The 15,635-nt window shown below is 66.1% G+C and carries 14 protein-coding genes; all 14 read right to left on the bottom strand.

The features are described from left to right. Positions 1-24 precede the first annotated feature (24 nt). From puhE to AruPA_RS07165, 14 genes are read right to left on the bottom strand one after another with little or no spacing between them, the layout of a single operon-like run. Positions 25-1,935, bottom strand: a complete 1,911-nt coding sequence (gene puhE, locus AruPA_RS07100; protein WP_265635954.1) for a putative photosynthetic complex assembly protein PuhE — start codon at positions 1,933-1,935, stop codon at positions 25-27. A 13-nt stretch (positions 1,936-1,948) separates the two neighbouring features. Then, positions 1,949-3,034 carry a magnesium-protoporphyrin IX monomethyl ester (oxidative) cyclase gene (acsF, locus tag AruPA_RS07105; protein WP_265635955.1) on the bottom strand — a complete coding sequence of 362 codons (1,086 nt, stop codon included), beginning with the start codon at positions 3,032-3,034 and terminating at the stop codon, positions 1,949-1,951. A 4-nt stretch (positions 3,035-3,038) separates the two neighbouring features. Further along, complete coding sequence (locus AruPA_RS07110; protein ID WP_265635956.1) at positions 3,039-3,356, bottom strand: hypothetical protein; 318 nt, start codon at positions 3,354-3,356, stop codon at positions 3,039-3,041. Continuing rightward, on the bottom strand, positions 3,353-3,823 hold the full coding sequence (gene puhC, locus AruPA_RS07115) for a photosynthetic complex assembly protein PuhC (protein WP_265635957.1): 471 nt from the start codon (positions 3,821-3,823) through the stop codon (positions 3,353-3,355). Before puhC ends, AruPA_RS07110 begins: the two co-directional genes overlap by 4 nt. After that, entirely contained in the window at positions 3,820-4,485 is a 666-nt protein-coding gene (gene puhB, locus AruPA_RS07120) for a photosynthetic complex putative assembly protein PuhB (protein WP_265635958.1), read from the bottom strand. Before puhB ends, puhC begins: the two co-directional genes overlap by 4 nt. Further along, complete coding sequence (gene puhA / locus AruPA_RS07125) at positions 4,482-5,336, bottom strand: photosynthetic reaction center subunit H (RefSeq protein WP_265635959.1); 855 nt, start codon at positions 5,334-5,336, stop codon at positions 4,482-4,484. The genes puhB and puhA overlap by 4 nt, the downstream gene beginning before the upstream one ends. A gap of 14 nt (positions 5,337-5,350) precedes the next feature. Further along, positions 5,351-6,862: a BCD family MFS transporter gene (locus tag AruPA_RS07130; protein WP_265635960.1), complete on the bottom strand. Its 1,512-nt coding sequence runs from the start codon at positions 6,860-6,862 to the stop codon at positions 5,351-5,353. Beyond that, on the bottom strand, positions 6,859-7,557 hold the full coding sequence (gene bchM / locus AruPA_RS07135; protein WP_265635961.1) for a magnesium protoporphyrin IX methyltransferase: 699 nt from the start codon (positions 7,555-7,557) through the stop codon (positions 6,859-6,861). The genes AruPA_RS07130 and bchM overlap by 4 nt, the downstream gene beginning before the upstream one ends. Beyond that, positions 7,557-8,486, bottom strand: a complete 930-nt coding sequence (bchL, locus tag AruPA_RS07140; RefSeq protein WP_265635962.1) for a ferredoxin:protochlorophyllide reductase (ATP-dependent) iron-sulfur ATP-binding protein — start codon at positions 8,484-8,486, stop codon at positions 7,557-7,559. The genes bchM and bchL overlap by 1 nt, the downstream gene beginning before the upstream one ends. Beyond that, complete coding sequence (locus AruPA_RS07145) at positions 8,483-12,082, bottom strand: magnesium chelatase subunit H (RefSeq protein WP_265635963.1); 3,600 nt, start codon at positions 12,080-12,082, stop codon at positions 8,483-8,485. Before AruPA_RS07145 ends, bchL begins: the two co-directional genes overlap by 4 nt. Beyond that, complete coding sequence (bchB, locus tag AruPA_RS07150) at positions 12,057-13,571, bottom strand: ferredoxin:protochlorophyllide reductase (ATP-dependent) subunit B (protein WP_265635964.1); 1,515 nt, start codon at positions 13,569-13,571, stop codon at positions 12,057-12,059. Before bchB ends, AruPA_RS07145 begins: the two co-directional genes overlap by 26 nt. Positions 13,572-13,575: 4 nt before the next feature. Further along, positions 13,576-14,844: a ferredoxin:protochlorophyllide reductase (ATP-dependent) subunit N gene (locus tag AruPA_RS07155; RefSeq protein WP_265635965.1), complete on the bottom strand. Its 1,269-nt coding sequence runs from the start codon at positions 14,842-14,844 to the stop codon at positions 13,576-13,578. Next, positions 14,844-15,419, bottom strand: a complete 576-nt coding sequence (gene bchF / locus AruPA_RS07160) for a 2-vinyl bacteriochlorophyllide hydratase (RefSeq protein ID WP_265635966.1) — start codon at positions 15,417-15,419, stop codon at positions 14,844-14,846. Before bchF ends, AruPA_RS07155 begins: the two co-directional genes overlap by 1 nt. Then, complete coding sequence (locus AruPA_RS07165) at positions 15,400-15,564, bottom strand: hypothetical protein (RefSeq protein ID WP_265635967.1); 165 nt, start codon at positions 15,562-15,564, stop codon at positions 15,400-15,402. Before AruPA_RS07165 ends, bchF begins: the two co-directional genes overlap by 20 nt. Positions 15,565-15,635: the final 71 nt, after the last annotated feature.

Genomic DNA, 15,635 nt, shown 5'->3' on the forward strand with positions numbered 1-15,635 from the left:
CGGATGATCTCCCAGATCGATGGCTTATTCGGCCGCAAGGCGCATGGAGCAGCCGGCGAAGGCGGCGGCGAGGCCGGCTTCGTCGAGGTTACGGCCGATCGCGATGACGCGGGGTTCCTCATCGGCCGGGGCGGCGAAGGCACCCATGCTGGCGCGGTGGCCGGCGATGTCGAACTGAACCCAGCCGCGGCCGATGCGGGCAAGGCCCTTCAGCCGGGCAATGCTGCCGAAACTGCCGGCGGCGGCGGCATCGAGCACGTGGCGCAGCGCATCGGCGTCGCAGATCGTATCGAGCGTACCGGCCCAGGAGCTGAAGCCGAGCGCGTCCTGGTGGGCGTGGTCGTGATCGTGATCGTGGTGATGGTCGGGGTGGTCGCAGCCGGTATCGGTGCAGCCAGCGTGATCGTGCGCATGGTCGTCGTCGTGCACATGGGGCGCGCGGGCGGCGGGCTGCGGGGCCGGCATCGGGGCCAGGGCCGGTCTGACTTCGTATTCCTGCACATGCCGCACGGCAGGCGCGGGGGTGGTGGCGCGTTCGTCATCCGCGGCGGTGGGGTCTTTGCGGGGTTTGGTGGTCGCCGCGAACACGTCGGCCGGCACCGAGCCGTAGCGGGCGGTGATGATCCGCACATCCGGGTTCAGCCGCTGCAGGGTTTCCTCGACCAGGTCACGTTCGGCGGCGCTGACCAGATCGGTCTTGTTGACGATCAGCAGCGAGGCGAGCCTGGCCTGGGCGGTGAAATGCCCCTGCATTTCAGCGAAATCGCCGAGGAAGGCGCTGGCGTCGATCATGGTGATGACCGACAGGCTGCGCTTGAACGGGGCGATGGCAGGCCGTTCCAGCACGCCGATCAGCGAGGCGAGATCGGCGACGCCGGAGGGTTCGATCAGCACGCGGTCGGGCGCGAATTTGCCCACGACCTCTTCGAGCTGGCTCGCGAGGTCGTTTTTCAGGGTACAGCAGATGCAGCCGTTCGGCAGTTCGACGACATCCGCACCCTGGCCGCGCAGCAGCGAGCCATCGATGCCGACGGTGCTGAAATCATTGACCAGGACAACGGTCTTTTCGCGGGTTTCGACCGGGATGTTGCTGAGCATGTCGAGCCGGCGGCGCATGAAGGTGGTCTTGCCGGCACCGAGAAAGCCGGCGACGATTTCCACGTCGAAGGCATGGGCGGGTTTACGGGATTTCAGCCCCCATTTCCAGAGTTTGCCGGCCGGCAGCGGCAGGACGAGGAACCAGTGTTCGAGGATGGCAAGCGCCATCATCACGCCGATGAAGGTGTCGCCGGCGCGGGCGAAGCCCGTGGTGGCGCGGCCGGCGTGTTCGAACATGATGGTGCCGATCACGGTCGAGATCGTGATCGAGAATGGGAACAGCAGGTTCATCGGCTTGCGCTTGAGGAAGCTCTTCAGAAAGTTCAGATGTTCCGGCAGGAACTCTTCGTTCAGGTTGCGCACGCCCAGGAAGACGTTGAGCTTCGCGCTCTGATGCATCCACCACAGGACCATGAAGGTCCAGACGCCGATCTGGTTCGGCTGGCCCCAGGTGGACGCGACGATGATGGCCGCCGAGCCGATGATGGCGAGTTCATGCCACAGGCTGGTCTGGATCGCGTGGCCGAAATGTTTCCAGCCCTTGCAGTTTTCCGGGCAGGAGGCGGTACGCGGGCCGGTGACGAAGCCCATGTAGAAGCTGATTTCCTGCCAGCCCCAGGCGAACAGGCCGAAGCCGAACGCCCAGTACGCGGCGGCGACGGTCTGTTCGCTGCTGACCTTCACCAGCCCGATGACACAGATCGCAAAGACCGTCGTGGCACCCAGCATGCTCCATTTGAACGTGGGCCGGGGCAGACCATCGAGAAAAATGATCGCGCCGGTGCTGAACCACCAGACGAACAGGGCGAACAGGCCGGGGATGATGTAATTGCTCATGGAAACCTCAGGCTTACCAGGTGGGTTGCAGACGCACGTCGGCCGGCAATGCCTGGGCCTTGGGGCGCATGAGATAGAGCCGCGCGAAGCTGGCGGCGGCGCGAACGGCGTGGCTCGCCCGTTTGAGTTTCGCACCGATGCCCGGCACATCGCGGATCGCCTGGTTCGCGACGTCGATTTTCCGCAGCCGTTCGAGTCCCGCGAGAAAGGCGGGGTTTTCGATGTCGAGCGTGATCGGGAACACCTGCTGGGCGATTTTGCTGGTGATGCGGAACACCTGCATGTCGTATGCGGTGGGATCGAGCCCGAGCGCCGCGTGGAAATTGGGCCGCGCGTGGTCGCGCACATACATGGTGGCAAACACGGCGAGCTGGAAAAACCGCACCCAGAGCCTGTTCATGCCGGTCAGCATCCACGGGTTGGCGCGCATCAGCAGGGCGAAAGCCTCGCCGTGGCGGAACTCGTCGTTGCACCATTCGCGGAACCATTTGAAGATCGGGTGGATGCGCAGCTCGGGATGGGCTTCGAGCTGGCGGTATATGGTGATGTAGCGGGCGTAGCCGATCTTTTCCGACAGATAGGTCGCATAGAAGATGAATTTCGGCTTGAAGAAATGATATTTTTTCGCCCGGGTCAGGAACCCGAGATCGACGCGGGTGTTCAGGTCGCGCAGCGCCTCGTTGATGAAGCCGGCGTGGCGGGCTTCATCGCGGCTCATGTAGCCGAACAGGCGGCGGAGATCTTCGTTGCCGCAGCGTTTCTTGATTTCGGCATAGAGCACGCAGCCGGAGAATTCGGCGGTGACCGAGCTGACCAGGAAATCGAGGAATTCGCGGCGGAGCCCTTCGGACATGCCGGAGATATCAACCTTGAATTCATCGGTGCGGGCGAAATGACCCTTGTTCGGGTCGGCCTTCAACTCGGCCATCAGGGTTTCCCACTGATCGCGGATGGGCTCCACGTCGATCCGGTCGAGCGCGGCGAAATCGGTGGTGTAGAACCGCGGGCTCAGCATGGTGCTGTTCTGTGCGGCTTCGGTCTGGGCGTTCGGCGCGCTGCGGGCGGCGGGCGCGGCAAGCGTGCTGGTCATGGCGTTCATGATCTCAGACTCCGGTATGGGTCGGCGCGATGTTGAAATCTTCGAGCGGCTGGAAGCCGACTTCGTAAAGCTCGCCGATTTCGAACAGCGAGCGGAATTGCATCCACGCCCGTTCGAGGCGGCCGGCGCGGAGCAGTGTCGCGGTGCATTCGCCGGTCAGGCGTTCACCGAAACCGACCATCTCGGGCGCATCATGCAGCAGGATTTCATCACCGGGCCAGATTTCGATATCCTGCGGAATGGCGTGCGCGTGCAGGCTTTGCGGTGTTTGTTCGAAGTCGATCTGGCAGCGCAGATCGATGCGTTGCTTGGTGCCGATCATGAGCGGTCTCCGTGGTGAGGCATCAGGGCCTTGAACTGGCCGGAATTGCTGGGGCCGAACGCCTGCAGATCGATATGCTCGCCGGTGGTCGGATCATCGAGGATCAGGACATGATGGGCGGCGGGGATCAGCAGGAACGGGGCGGTGCGTGAGAACCCATCGGCCAGGCGGGCCTCGATCATGGTGCGCAGCGTGGTGCGCAGAAAGGCATCGGCGCTTGGGGCGATGGTGGTGATGGGCTGGCCGCTGGCGGCGTTCTGCACCAGCAGGGCCTGTGCCTCGTTCTGGATGAAACGGACCGCCATGATCGGCGCGGTGGCGGCGGGCAGGCTGTAGTCTGGCGTGGTCAGGCGCGAGATCGTGGCGAGGGCGACGGTGCCGAACATGATGCACCCCGCCGCGATCACCGCCCAGCGCGGCACATGCGGCGGCGCGTCGTCATCATGGAAGGGTGCGGCGCCGCTCATGCCGCGTGGCCGCGCGAGGCGAGCGCGTTCATCGCCTCGCTCTCCTGGCGGGTGTCACGCGCAGGGGGCGCTGCGATCGGCAGGATCGCGGCTGGTGCGCGCGAGGGATCGAGCGCGGCGGCGAGCACGCGGGCGGCGCCGGCGGCATCGGGGATGCCGCGCAGCACGGGTTCCACCCGGCCGCGCCGGCCCGCGCGCACATGCGGCCAGAGCAGCAGGTAGGACAGGTTGCGATCGGCTTCCGGCGTCATCACGATGTCGCCGGTGCCATCGGGCGCGGTGCGCAGCCCGACCGCCTGGATGGCGCGGAACGGCAGGTTGACGTGTTTCTGGATCGCCGCGCCGTAGCGGATCACGACGCGCTTGCTGGTGATCGTGTAAATCGTGGTGCGCGCGGTCAGCAGCGCGAAGCCGAGCACCACGGCCAGCGCGAGCAGGCCGAGGAACAGCGACCAGAACCCGGCGGCTTCCGCGACGCGCAGCGAATGATGCGAGATCAGCGCGCTGACGATGCCCCAGACCAGCATGACGGCGACGTAGAGGCCCCAGGCCCTGACATGAAACGCCCCCAACGCCAGGGCGCGGAAGGTGGGCGAGCCCTGCCACAGCAAGGTTTCGCCTTGCGGCAGCGCATGCGGCAGACCGCGGGTCCGCCCGCTCACAGCAGCGGCTCCGAACGCTGCGGCGTCGCGTAGAGGTGGCCGGAGGCGAAATAGGCCATCAGCCGATCTTCCTCGCGCGGGGTGATGATGTCAGGCATCGCGATGGGCGGCGCGATGGCGAATTGCGCCGCGGTGACCGAGGCGAGTTTCACCGAGACGCCGCTGGCCGAGCGGGGCAGGCCGGCGGTGCCGCGGCTGCCGCTGACGATGCTGCCGAAACTGACCCAGGCGTTGTCGAACGGGTTGTTGTTGGCGATCACGCGGCACAGCGCGATCGGGAACATCACGCGCCTCGCGGGGTCGGATGCGACGCTGGCTTCAAGCCAGAGCGGCATCTGATCGGCGCGGTCGATCCAGATATCGACGACGGTGCCGCCGATCACGCCATCGCAGCAGATCACCGGCGCGCCGCGCGGATCGGGGTCTTCGGCGGCGACCCAATGGTCGGTCGCGACGCGGAGCGGGGCGATGCGAACCTCGCCTTCGGGCATCAGCTCGGGGTGGGTGGAGCGCTGGGTGTACGAGGCTGGTCCAATGCCATCGAGCATCGGATTGCCGAGCGGGATGATCGGCGCGCCATCCCACGGCGCGCTGGCGCGGGCGTTGATCACCTCGATCGGCTCGTTCCAGGGCACGGATTTGGTCGTGCCATCCGGCAGGATGAAGGTCTTCGGGGTCGGCAGAAGCGGGAAGCCTTCGAGGCGTTCACCCTTGTGGCCGGTGACCAGCGGATAGCCTTCGCGCTTGCTCTCGCGCTGGAGGTAGAACACGAGGCCGAAGAAAAAGATCCAGAACGCGTAGAGCACCAGCTGGGCGACGTCGATATAGGGAGTGATTGCACCGGTTTGCATGACGGACCTCGTGGTTATTTCAGGCCGAACGCAGCGTCCTGCTGCGTCAGCGCGTTGGTTGCGGTGGAGGAGCGGCGGACCAGCGGCCCGATCGCGATCAGGGTTGCGAACAAGAGATAGATCTCGACGTGATAGACCGCATCGTAGCCGACGGCCGGGCCGGTGAAGCTGGGGCCGAAGCTGCCGTGCGCGGCGAGTGTCGCGATGGTGCCGCGCAGCGTGCCGGCGATGGCGATGGCGATGCCCGAGGCGAGCACCTGCACCGCACCCCAGGCGCCGAGGGCAAGCCCGCTCATATCGCCGACGACGCGGCTCATCGCATCGGACAGGGTGCCGACCAGGAACAGCCCGCCGCCGAAGCCGATCAGGCCGACGCCGCCGCCGAAGATCAGGCCCGAATGCAGCGGGGCGGCGAAGATGACGCAGCTGAACGCGAGCAGGCCGACCAGCGTGCCGGCGGCGGCGATGCGGTAGGGATCGCCGTTGCGGGTCAGGCGCCAGCGCGCGACGAGGGCGGCGGCACCGGCGCCGGCGGCGAGCAGCGCGGTGAGGGCGGTGGTTTCACCGACCGGCAGATGCAGCACCTGGCCGCCATAGGGTTCGAGCAGAATATCCTGCATCGAGAAGGCGAGCGTGCCGAGACCGATGGTGACCAGGCGGCGCATGGCGAGCGGCTGGGCGCGGAACAGTGCCCAGGCGGCCGAGAGCGATTCCATCCCCGCGCGGCGGGCCGGCAATTCCTCGTCATCCGCATAGCGGCGGCGGGGTTCCTGTTTCCACAGAGCAATGCTGTTGAGCACGATGGTGATCAGCGCGGTGGTCTGGATCACCTGGATCATATGGAACTGGTTGTAGGGGGTGAGCAGCCAGCCGAACAGCAGCGCGCCGCCGATCATGCCGGCGAGCAGCATGGCGCAGAGCATGGCGACCACGCGCGGACGGGCGTGCTCGGGTGCAAGATCGGTCGCAAGCGCAAGGCCGGCGGTCTGGGTGGTGTGCATGCCGGCACCGACCATCAGGAACGACAGCGCGCCGCCGATCTTGCCCCAGATCGGCAGGCCGACCGCGTGGCCGCTCAGGATGATCAGCGCGAAGGGCATTACCGCGAGGCCGCCGAACTGCGCCATGGTGCCGAACCAGATGAACGGCACCCGGCGCCAGCCGAACACCGAGCGATAGCCATCCGAACGAAATCCGATCAGGGCGCGCACCGGCGCGAGCAGCAGGGGCAGGGCGATCATGAACGAGACCAGGGCGGCCGAGACGTGCAGCTCGACGATCATCACCCGGTTGAGCGTGCCGATCATCAGCGCCGCCGACATGCCGACGGTGAGCTGGAACAAAGCCAGGCGCAGCAGGCGGCGCATCGGCAGTTCGGGGGTCGCGGCATCGGCGAAGGGGAGCCAGCTGGTGTCGAGCTTCATCCAGAAGGGGGTCATCGTGCGTTCGATCGCACGCCCTTTGGTTTTGGTGCGTTCGATCGCACGCCCTTTGGTTTTGGTGCGTTCGATCGCGCGGTTTTTCATCGGGACAACTCCAGCGCCTGGGAGATGTAGAAGCTGCGTGAAATCCGCGTGGTGCGGCGGGGCGAAAACCCCGCGAGCGCCGGATTTTGTGCGATGGCGCGGCGGAGTTTGCGCTCGGGCTGTGGTTCGATCGCGGGTGAGCGGTCGCTGCGCGGGAACAGGCGGCCGATCGCGCGGGCGGTGATCAGCAGCGGCGTGCCCGGGGCGAAGGTGAACATCATGCCGTGGCGGACGCGGGGTGCGATGCGGGCGAGGGATGTCACTACATCGTCACGCCGGTAATGGATCAGGGAATCCATTGCGACCATGTAATCGAAATCGCCATGCGCGGCATCGAGCATGTCACCGGCACGGAAATCGATGCGGGAGGCGGCGGGGTCGCTCGCCGCGCGTTCGCGCGCGAGGTCGACCAAAGTGGGCGAGAGATCGACCGCGACGACATCGGCGCCACGGCGGGCGACTTCGATGGCGAGCGCGCCGGTGCCGCAGCCGGCATCGAGCACGCGCGCGCCGGTGAGGTCGAGCGGCAGATAGCCGAGCAGGGTGGCGCGCATCGCATCGCGCCCGGCGCGGACCTTGGCACGGATGCCGCTGACCGGGGCATCCGAGGTCAGGCGCGCCCAGGCGGCGGCGGCGGTACGATCGAAATAGGTCTCGATCTCGCCACGCCGGAGTTGGTAGGTTTCGCCTGCCATCATTCGAATCCCAGCAGGTCGAAGATCTCGCGGTCCTTCAGCGGCACGGCGGTCAGCGGCTCGACGCCGGCCCAGAGGGTTTCGGCCAGCGCCATGTATTCGGCGCGCACCGCATCGAGTTCGGGACTGTCTTCCATTTCGAACAGCACGGATTTTTTCAGGCGCGAGCGGCGGATGACGTCGAGATCGGCGAAGCGGGCCAGGGTCGAGAGGCCGGTGGCGGCGTTGTATTTATCGAGCTGGTCGGTCGCGGCCGAGCGGTTGGCGATCACGCCGCCGAGGCGGACGTTGTAGTTTTTCGCCTTCGCCGCGATCGCGGCGACAATGCGGTTCATGGCAAAGATGCTGTCGAAATCGTTGGCGGTGACGATCAGGGCGCGATCGGCATGCTGCAGGGGGGCGGCGAAGCCGCCGCACACGACATCGCCCAGCACGTCGAAAATCACCACGTCGGAATCTTCGAGCAGATGGTGCTCTTTCAGGAGTTTGACGGTCTGGCCGACGACATAGCCGCCGCAGCCGGTGCCGGCGGGCGGCCCGCCGGCTTCGACGCACTGCACGCCGCCGAAGCCCTCGTAGACGAAATCCTCGATGCGGAGATCTTCGGGGTGGAAATCGACCGCTTCGAGCGCGTCGATCACGGTGGGGACCAGGCGCTTGGTGAGCGTGAAGGTGGAATCATGCTTGGGATCGCAGCCGATCTGGAGTACGCGCTTGCCGAGTTTGCTGAACGCGGCGGACAGGTTGGACGAGGTGGTGCTTTTGCCGATGCCGCCCTTGCCATAGACCGCAAACACCTTGGCGCCGGTGATTTTCACCTGCGGGTCGAGAGCGACCTGCACGCTGCCCTCGCCATCGCCGCAGGAGGTGCTGCAGCTCGAACCCTGGATGCGGCTCGCAAGTTTGTTGATCGTGCTGATGTCGTTCATGCTGCGCGCTCCATATCCAGCCCTTCGAGCCGGTCTTCGAGTTCGGCACCGGCGGCGCGCAGCGCTTCGAGCGTGGCGTCATCGGGTGTCCAGTAGTTGCGCTCGTGTGCTTCGAGCAGGCGGCCGGCGATCCTGGCCGAGGCGATCGGGTTGAGTTTTGCAAGCCGCTCGCGCATTTCAGGGTCGAGCACGAAAACGTTGCTGATTTCACGATAAATCCACGGCTCGACCTGGCCGGTGGTGGCGGACCAGCCGAGCGTGTTGGTGACCGAAGCCTCGATGTTGCGCACGCCTTCCGAGCCATGGCTCAGCATCGCCTCGAAATATTTCGGGTTCAGCATGCGGGTGCGGGTTTCGATCGAGACCTGTTCGCTCAGCGTGCGGATAGTACCCTCGCCGGTGGTCTGATCGCCGATGTAGAGGGCCGCATCGGTGCCGCGGGCGGCCTTGACCGCGCGGCTCATGCCGCCGAGCCCATCGAAATAATGATCGATCGTGGTGACGCCGAGATCGAGCGATTCTAGATTCTGATAGGCGACATCGACGGTTTTCAGGATGGCGCCGAACACCGCATCGTGCCGTTCGGCGCGGCCGGCGACACCGTAGGCGAAGCCCTTGCGCTTGACGAAGGCGTTGCCGAGTTCATCCTCGTTCTGCCAGGCGCCGGAATCGACCAGCTGGTTGACGTTGGCGCCATAGGTGCCGTCGCCATTGCTGAAGACCCGCAGCGCCGCGTCCTCGATGCTGCCGCCGTGCTGGGCGATGAAATCCTGCGTGTGCTTGCGGATGAAGTTCTGCGCGGCCGGTTCGTTGATTTCGGCGGCGAGCAGGGCGGCCTCGGCGAGGAGTTTGGTCTGCAGCGGCAGCAGGTCGCGGAAAATGCCGGACAAGGTGATGACCACATCGATGCGCGGGCGGCCGAGTTCATCGAGCGGGATGAGTTCGGCACCGGCGAGGCGGCCGTAGGAGTCGCGGCGCGGCCGGGCGCCCATCAGCCAGAGCGCCTGGGCGATCGGGCCGCCTTCGGATTTCAGATTGTCCGAACCCCAGAGCACCAGGGCGACGGTTTCCGGCAGCGCGCCGGATTCCGCCTGGTGGCGGGCGATCAGCCGGGCGCCCTGGCGGGCGCCATCGGAGACGGCGTAGGGGCTCGGCATGCGGAACGGATCGAAACCGTAGATGTTGCGCCCGGTCGGCAGGATGGCCGTGTTGCGCAGGATGTCGCCGCCCGGCGCGGGGCGGATGTAATGACCATCGAGCGCGGCGATGATGGCGGGGAGTTCGCTGTCGGCGCCGAGCAGCGCATCGAGCCGGCTGCGCTCGGCGGGGTCGGTGATGTTGGCCGCGTTCAGCAGATCGGTGCGCTGTTCGGCGTTCGGCGGGCTGCCGACCACGTGCAGACCCATCGGGATGAGCGAATACTCCAGATCAAGCAGGGCGATGCCGAGTTGCGCGATGGCGGGCTCGGCCGTATCGCCCCAGGCGGGTTCGGCTTGGGCGAGATCGAGCTTGGCGGCATCCGCCTGGATCAGCGCTTCGAGGTCGAGCCGTTCGGATGCCGGCGCATCCGGCGGCAGGCTGCGCCATTGCAGGATGCTGGCCTTGAGATCGGCCAGGCCGCGATAGAGCCCGGCCTGGGTGACCGGCGGGGTGAGGTGGCTGATCAGGGTCGCGTTGGCGCGGCGCTTGGCGAGCATGCCCTCGGACGGGTTGTTCGAGGCATAGAGATAGAAATTCGGCAGATCGCCGATCAGCCGGTCCGGCCAGCATTTGCCGGTCATGCCTGCGTGTTTGCCGGGCATGAATTCGAGCGCGCCGTGGGTGCCGAAATGCAGCACGGCGTGGGCCGCGAAATCCTCCCGCAGCCAGCGGTAGAAGGCGCTGAACGCATGGGTGGGGGCAAAGCCGCCTTCGAACAGCAGGCGCATCGGGTCGCCCTCGAACCCGAAGGCTGGCTGGACGCCGACGAAGACGTTGCCGAATTGCGCGCCGATCACGAAGATCGATGCGCCATCGGTATTCTGCCGGCCCGGTGCGGGGCCCCACATTGTCTCGATCTCGGCGAGATGCGGCTCGCGGCGGACGTGATCGTCGCGGGAGATTTTCACCGCGACATTGGCGGGCGCGCCGTACTGGGGCGCGTTGCCGACGCAGATCATGGCGCGCAGGGCCTCGACATCGGACGGCAGGTCGACGGTGTAGCCGGCGTCGCGCAGGGCGGTGAGCGTGTTGAACAGCGACTGGAACACCGAGAGATAGGCCGCGGTACCGGTGGCGCCGGCGTTGGGCGGGAAGTTGAAGATGACGAGGCCGATGCGGCGATCGGCGCGGGCCGCCTTGCGCAGGCGGATCAGCCGGCCGACGCGGTTGGCCAGCATCGCCGCGCGCTCGATATGGACCGACATGGCGCGGGCGTTCTCGCCGGTGCCGCCGACGCGGCCGCCGAAGGTCATCGGCACGATGCCGCCATCGAGTTCGGGCAGGGCGACCATCATGGTCGCCTCGATCGGCGTCAGGCCGCGCGGGTCGGCTTCCCAGGCGGAGATCGGCTGGAATTCGAGGGCGTGGGCCGAGACATAGGGCACGTCGAGGGCTGCGAGCGCTGCTTCGGCCGATTTGGAATCGTTGTAGGCGGGGCCGCCGACCAATGAAAATCCGGTCAGTGAGATCACGGCATCGACGGTGGGGATGCCATCCTTGACGAAATATCGGTCCATCGCCGGGCGGGCGTCGAGCCCGGCGGCGAACACGGGCAGGACCTGATAGCCGGTCGCCTCGATCGCGGAGATCACGCCGTCGTAATGGGCGCAATCGCCCGAGATCAGCAGGCTGCGCAGCAGCACCAGCCCGACCGTGCCGCGTGCGCGGGTGCAGTGCGGCACCTCGGTACGGTCGGTGCCGATGCGGCCGTTCATGCGGGGGTGATAGACGCCGACTTCGGTGTATTCGCGCGGCGCGGGCACGGCGAGCTTGCTTTTCAGCGCGCCGCGCGGGCCGGTTGCGTAGCGGCGGATCAGCATCCGCATCAGGCTTTCGATATTCTCCGACGAGCCGGCCAGCCAGTACGAAAGGGCGAGGAAATAGCTCCGCAGATCCTGTGCCGCACCGGGGATGAGTTTCAGCATTTTCGGCAGGCGGCGCAGGGTGCGCATCTGGGATTCGGCGGCCGAGGCATCCTTGCGCTTCGGGCGCAGGTTTTTCAGGAATTTGAGGGCGGCGCTGCCCTCCTTGCTCATGTCGAGCCGGCCGAGACGGGTCAGGTTGACCACCTCGGCGGCGGACAAGGCGCACAGCATCGCATCGCAGGAGTCGCGGCGCGCGGCGAGGGCGGGTTGGACCAGTTTGATGTGATCATCGAGGAACAGCATGGTCGCGATCACGATATCGGCGCGGGCGATCGCATCGGTGCAGGCGGAGAGCGCGGTTTTGTTGGACGCCCAGTGGTCGGCGGTGTGCAGTTCGATCGACAGGCCGGGGTATTCGCGGGTCAGGGATTTGCGGCCGGCCTCGATCACGCCATCGAGATGGCTGTCCATCGTGACGATGGCGACGCGGATCGGCGTCGCCTGGTCAGCGGGAGAAATGGGCTTTTGCATCGTAGATTGTTTCAATCGTGATGAGGGTCACGCCATGCTCGGCGGCAAAGATTTCGGTGTTCTTCCGCGCCTTGCCGCGCACGAAGAACGGGATTTTCTTGAGTTCGGCTTCGGCGGAAGGTTCCCAGCCGGTGAGGATGGGCGCGGTTGCGACCGGTGCGGCGGCTTCGGCGCCGAGATGCGAGGGGGCAGCCTGGTCGTTGAATTCGAAATCGTCGCGGAACATGCCGAGTAGATGCTCTTCGAGACCCATCATCAGCGGGTGGGTCAGCGTGTCGAACAGCACGTTGGCGCCTTCGAGGCCGGCGAAGGGCGAATGACGGGCCGGGAAATCCTGCACATGGGTGGGGGCGGAAATCACCGCGCAGGGAATGCCGAGGCGTTTGGCGATGTGGCGTTCCATTTGTGTGCCGAGCACGAGCTCGGGCTGGGCGGCGGCGATGGCGGCTTCGACGGTCAGGTAATCGTCGCTGATCAGGGCTTCGACGTTGTAGAGCGCAGCGGCGGCTTTCACCTCGCGGGCGAACTCGCGGCTGTAGGTGCCGAGGCCTGCGATGGTGAAGCCGATTTCGGTGGCGGCGATGCGGGCGAGGGCGATGGCGTGGCTGGCGTCGCCAAAAATGAAGACGCGCTTGCCGGTGAGATAGGTGCTGTCGATCGAGCGGGCGTACCAGGACGAGCGGGCCTGGCTTTCCAGATCATCCGGGACGGCGCGGCCGGTCAGGGCCGCGATTTCGGCCGCGAAGTCGCGCGTGGCGTTCAGCCCGATCGGTACGGTGGTGATGGTTTTCTGGCCGAATTTGCGGGCAAGATAGGCCGCCGCGGTTCCGGCGATTTCCGGGTAGAGCACGATATTGGCATCGGCCGCCGGGATGCGCGCGAGATCGGCGAAGCGGGCGCCGAGCGGGGCGATCACGTTGATCGAGACACCGAGCTTGCCCAGCAGGTCGGTCACTTCGATCAGATCGTCGCGGTGGCGAAAGCCGAGTGCGGCCGGGCCGAGGATGTTGACCGCGACCGGGCGGGCGGTGCGATCCGGTGTCGCGACGCCGTTGGTTGCGGCGCGGACCAGATGATAGAAGGTTTCGGCAGCACCCCAGTTTTCCTTGCGCTGATAGGCGGGGAGTTCGAGCGGGATGACCGGGATCGGCAGGCCGAGTGCCGCGGCGAGGCCGCCCGGATCGTCCTGGATCAGCTCGGCGGTGCAGGAGGCGCCGACGATCATTGCTTCGGGTTTGAAACGATCATAGGCGTCACGTACCGCGTTTTTGAACAGGGTTGCGGTATCGGAGCCGAGGTCGCGCGCCTGGAACGTGGTGTAGGTGACCGGTGGGCGGCGGTCCCGCCGTTCGATCATGGTGAACAGCAGATCGGCGTAGGTGTCGCCTTGCGGTGCGTGCAGCACGTAGTGCACGCCCTGCATCGCGGTGGCGATGCGCATCGCGCCGATATGGGGTGGGCCTTCATAGGTCCAGAGGGTCAGTTGCATGGCGCTATACCGCCAGCAGAGCGCGGCGCGCGAGCGGCCGGGCGAAGAGATTTCCGAGGTCGGCGGCCTGCTCGAACCCGTGGATCGGGCTGAACACCAGTTCGATCGACCATTTGGTCGCGATGCCTTCGGCTTCGAGCGGATTGGCGAGGCCGAGGCCGCAGATCACCAGATCGGGTTGTTCGGCGCGGCAACGGTCGAGCTGGCGTTCGACGTCCTGGCCCTCGGAGAGTTGCGTGGCGAAGGGCAGCAGCGCCAGTTCGGCATCCATCAGGTCGCGGTGGAGGAAGGGTGTGCCGACTTCGACCAGCTCGACACCGCATTCGCGCGCAAGGAAGCGGGCGAGCGGGATTTCGAGTTGCGAATCGGGGAAGAAGAAGATTTTGCGCCCGGCCAGTTTGGCACGGACCGCGGCGAGCGACTCGGTGGCACGGCGGGCGGGCAGGGCGAGCACGCTTTCGGTGCGGGCGGGGTCGATGCCGAAGGCGGCGGCGGCGGCTTCGATCCAGAGGCGGGTGCCCTCCGCGCCGAGCGGGTAGGGCGCGGCGATCCGGCGCGCACCACGCTCATGCAGGGCGCGTGCGGTGGCGGCGAGGAAGGGCTGGGCGAGGATGAACCTGGTATTCGGCCCGACCGCGGGCATCGCGCCGGCGTGGCGGGCGGGCAGGAAATCGATGCGTTCGATGCCGATGGCGGTGAACAGGCGGCGGAACTGGTCCTCAACGATATCGGCCACCGCACCGACCACCATCAGGCCGTTGGCGGTGCCTGCATCGGCCAGGGTGGGAACCAAGGCTTCGAGACACGCGTCTTCACCTTCGGTGAACGTGGTTTCGATGCCGCTGCCGGAATAGGCGAGGATGCGGGGAAGGCGGCCGAACCGTTCGTCGAGCCGTGCGGCGGCGCGGGTAAGGTCGAGCTTGATGACTTCGGAAGGGCAGGAGCCGACCAGGAACAGGAGTTTGATGTCCGGGCGGCGTTCGATCAGGCGGGTCACCACGCGGTCGAGTTCGTCATCGAGATCGGCGCGGCCGGCGAGGTCGCGCTCCTCGATGATGGCGGTGGCGAAGCGGGGTTCGGCGAAGATCATCACCCCTGCTGCCGATTGCACCAGGTGAGCACAGGTGCGCGATCCGACCACGAGGAAGAACGCATCCTGGATCCGCCGGTGCAGCCAGACGATCCCGGTCAGGCCGCAGAAGACTTCACGCTGGCCGCGCTGGCGGATGATGTCGGGCGCGGTTGCCGCAGGGGGGGTGGTGCAGACGCTCATCAGATCGTCACCGCCCCGTGGCCGGGCGCTTCCAGCCGGGCGGCGCGCAGTTTCATGACGAACTGCATCGCGTTGATCAGATAGGTGCCATAGGCCGCGAGCGCGATCATCATTTGCGTCCGCGGGCCGGCGATATGGATGAACAGCACCAGCACGTAGAGTGAGTGCAGCGCGATCACCAGCATGCTGAACAGGTCTTCCCAGAAGAAGGCGCGCGCGAACAGATATTTGCCGAACACCTCGTGTTCCCAGATCGCGCCGGTGATCATGATCGTGAACAGCACAACGGTTTTGACCAGGATGGAATCGGTCGCCAGGGCAAGACCGTTGCCGGTGATCAGATAATGCGCGACCAGGCTGAGGCTGACCAGGAAGACCACGAACTGGATGGGTGCCAGAATGCCCTGCACCAGCGTCCATTTTGTGGCGTCGCGCCGGCGGCGTTCCTCGACACTATAGAGGAACGGCGTACGGCGCGGCTGCGCGGCGCTGCTCTGGTGGCGGCCATAGCCGTGCCCTTCCCATGGGCAGCAATTGACGGCACCGGTCAGCCGCTCAACGACCTTTGTAAACATCGCTTGACATGTCCTGAAAGGAGGCGTTCGATCCCGCCACGAAAAAACGATCGGTTAATAAGTGTCCGGCTATTTCGCTTGCGGCACCGCACCAGATCACCGGGAGAAGGCCATGGGAATGGAACAATTCGGTAGCTTGGTTCATCAGAGTTTCCTCTGTCGCGGGTCAGCGACGAGGCGAAAGCTACCCCCCCGGAATATCAACTGTCAATCTTT

It is taken from the genome of Acidiphilium sp. PA, assembly GCF_026191915.1.
Taxonomy (GTDB): domain Bacteria; phylum Pseudomonadota; class Alphaproteobacteria; order Acetobacterales; family Acetobacteraceae; genus Acidiphilium.

Excerpts from the sequence above, each read along its gene's own strand:
- AruPA_RS07110 (WP_265635956.1), bottom strand. The coding sequence starts at position 3,356 with ATGATCGGCACCAAGCAACGCATCGATCTGCGCTGCCAGATCGACTTC.
- bchM (WP_265635961.1), bottom strand. The coding sequence starts at position 7,557 with ATGGCAGGCGAAACCTACCAACTCCGGCGTGGCGAGATCGAGACCTAT.
- bchB (WP_265635964.1), bottom strand. The coding sequence starts at position 13,571 with ATGCAACTGACCCTCTGGACCTATGAAGGCCCACCCCATATCGGCGCG.
- AruPA_RS07155 (WP_265635965.1), bottom strand. The coding sequence starts at position 14,844 with ATGAGCGTCTGCACCACCCCCCCTGCGGCAACCGCGCCCGACATCATC.
- bchF (WP_265635966.1), bottom strand. The coding sequence starts at position 15,419 with ATGTTTACAAAGGTCGTTGAGCGGCTGACCGGTGCCGTCAATTGCTGC.
- bchL (WP_265635962.1), bottom strand. The coding sequence starts at position 8,486 with ATGAACGACATCAGCACGATCAACAAACTTGCGAGCCGCATCCAGGGT.
- AruPA_RS07145 (WP_265635963.1), bottom strand. The coding sequence starts at position 12,082 with ATGCAAAAGCCCATTTCTCCCGCTGACCAGGCGACGCCGATCCGCGTC.
- AruPA_RS07130 (WP_265635960.1), bottom strand. The coding sequence starts at position 6,862 with ATGAAAAACCGCGCGATCGAACGCACCAAAACCAAAGGGCGTGCGATC.
- puhA (WP_265635959.1), bottom strand. The coding sequence starts at position 5,336 with ATGCAAACCGGTGCAATCACTCCCTATATCGACGTCGCCCAGCTGGTG.
- puhC (WP_265635957.1), bottom strand. The coding sequence starts at position 3,823 with ATGAGCGGCGCCGCACCCTTCCATGATGACGACGCGCCGCCGCATGTG.
- puhE (WP_265635954.1), bottom strand. The coding sequence starts at position 1,935 with ATGAGCAATTACATCATCCCCGGCCTGTTCGCCCTGTTCGTCTGGTGG.
- acsF (WP_265635955.1), bottom strand. The coding sequence starts at position 3,034 with ATGAACGCCATGACCAGCACGCTTGCCGCGCCCGCCGCCCGCAGCGCG.
- AruPA_RS07165 (WP_265635967.1), bottom strand. The coding sequence starts at position 15,564 with ATGAACCAAGCTACCGAATTGTTCCATTCCCATGGCCTTCTCCCGGTG.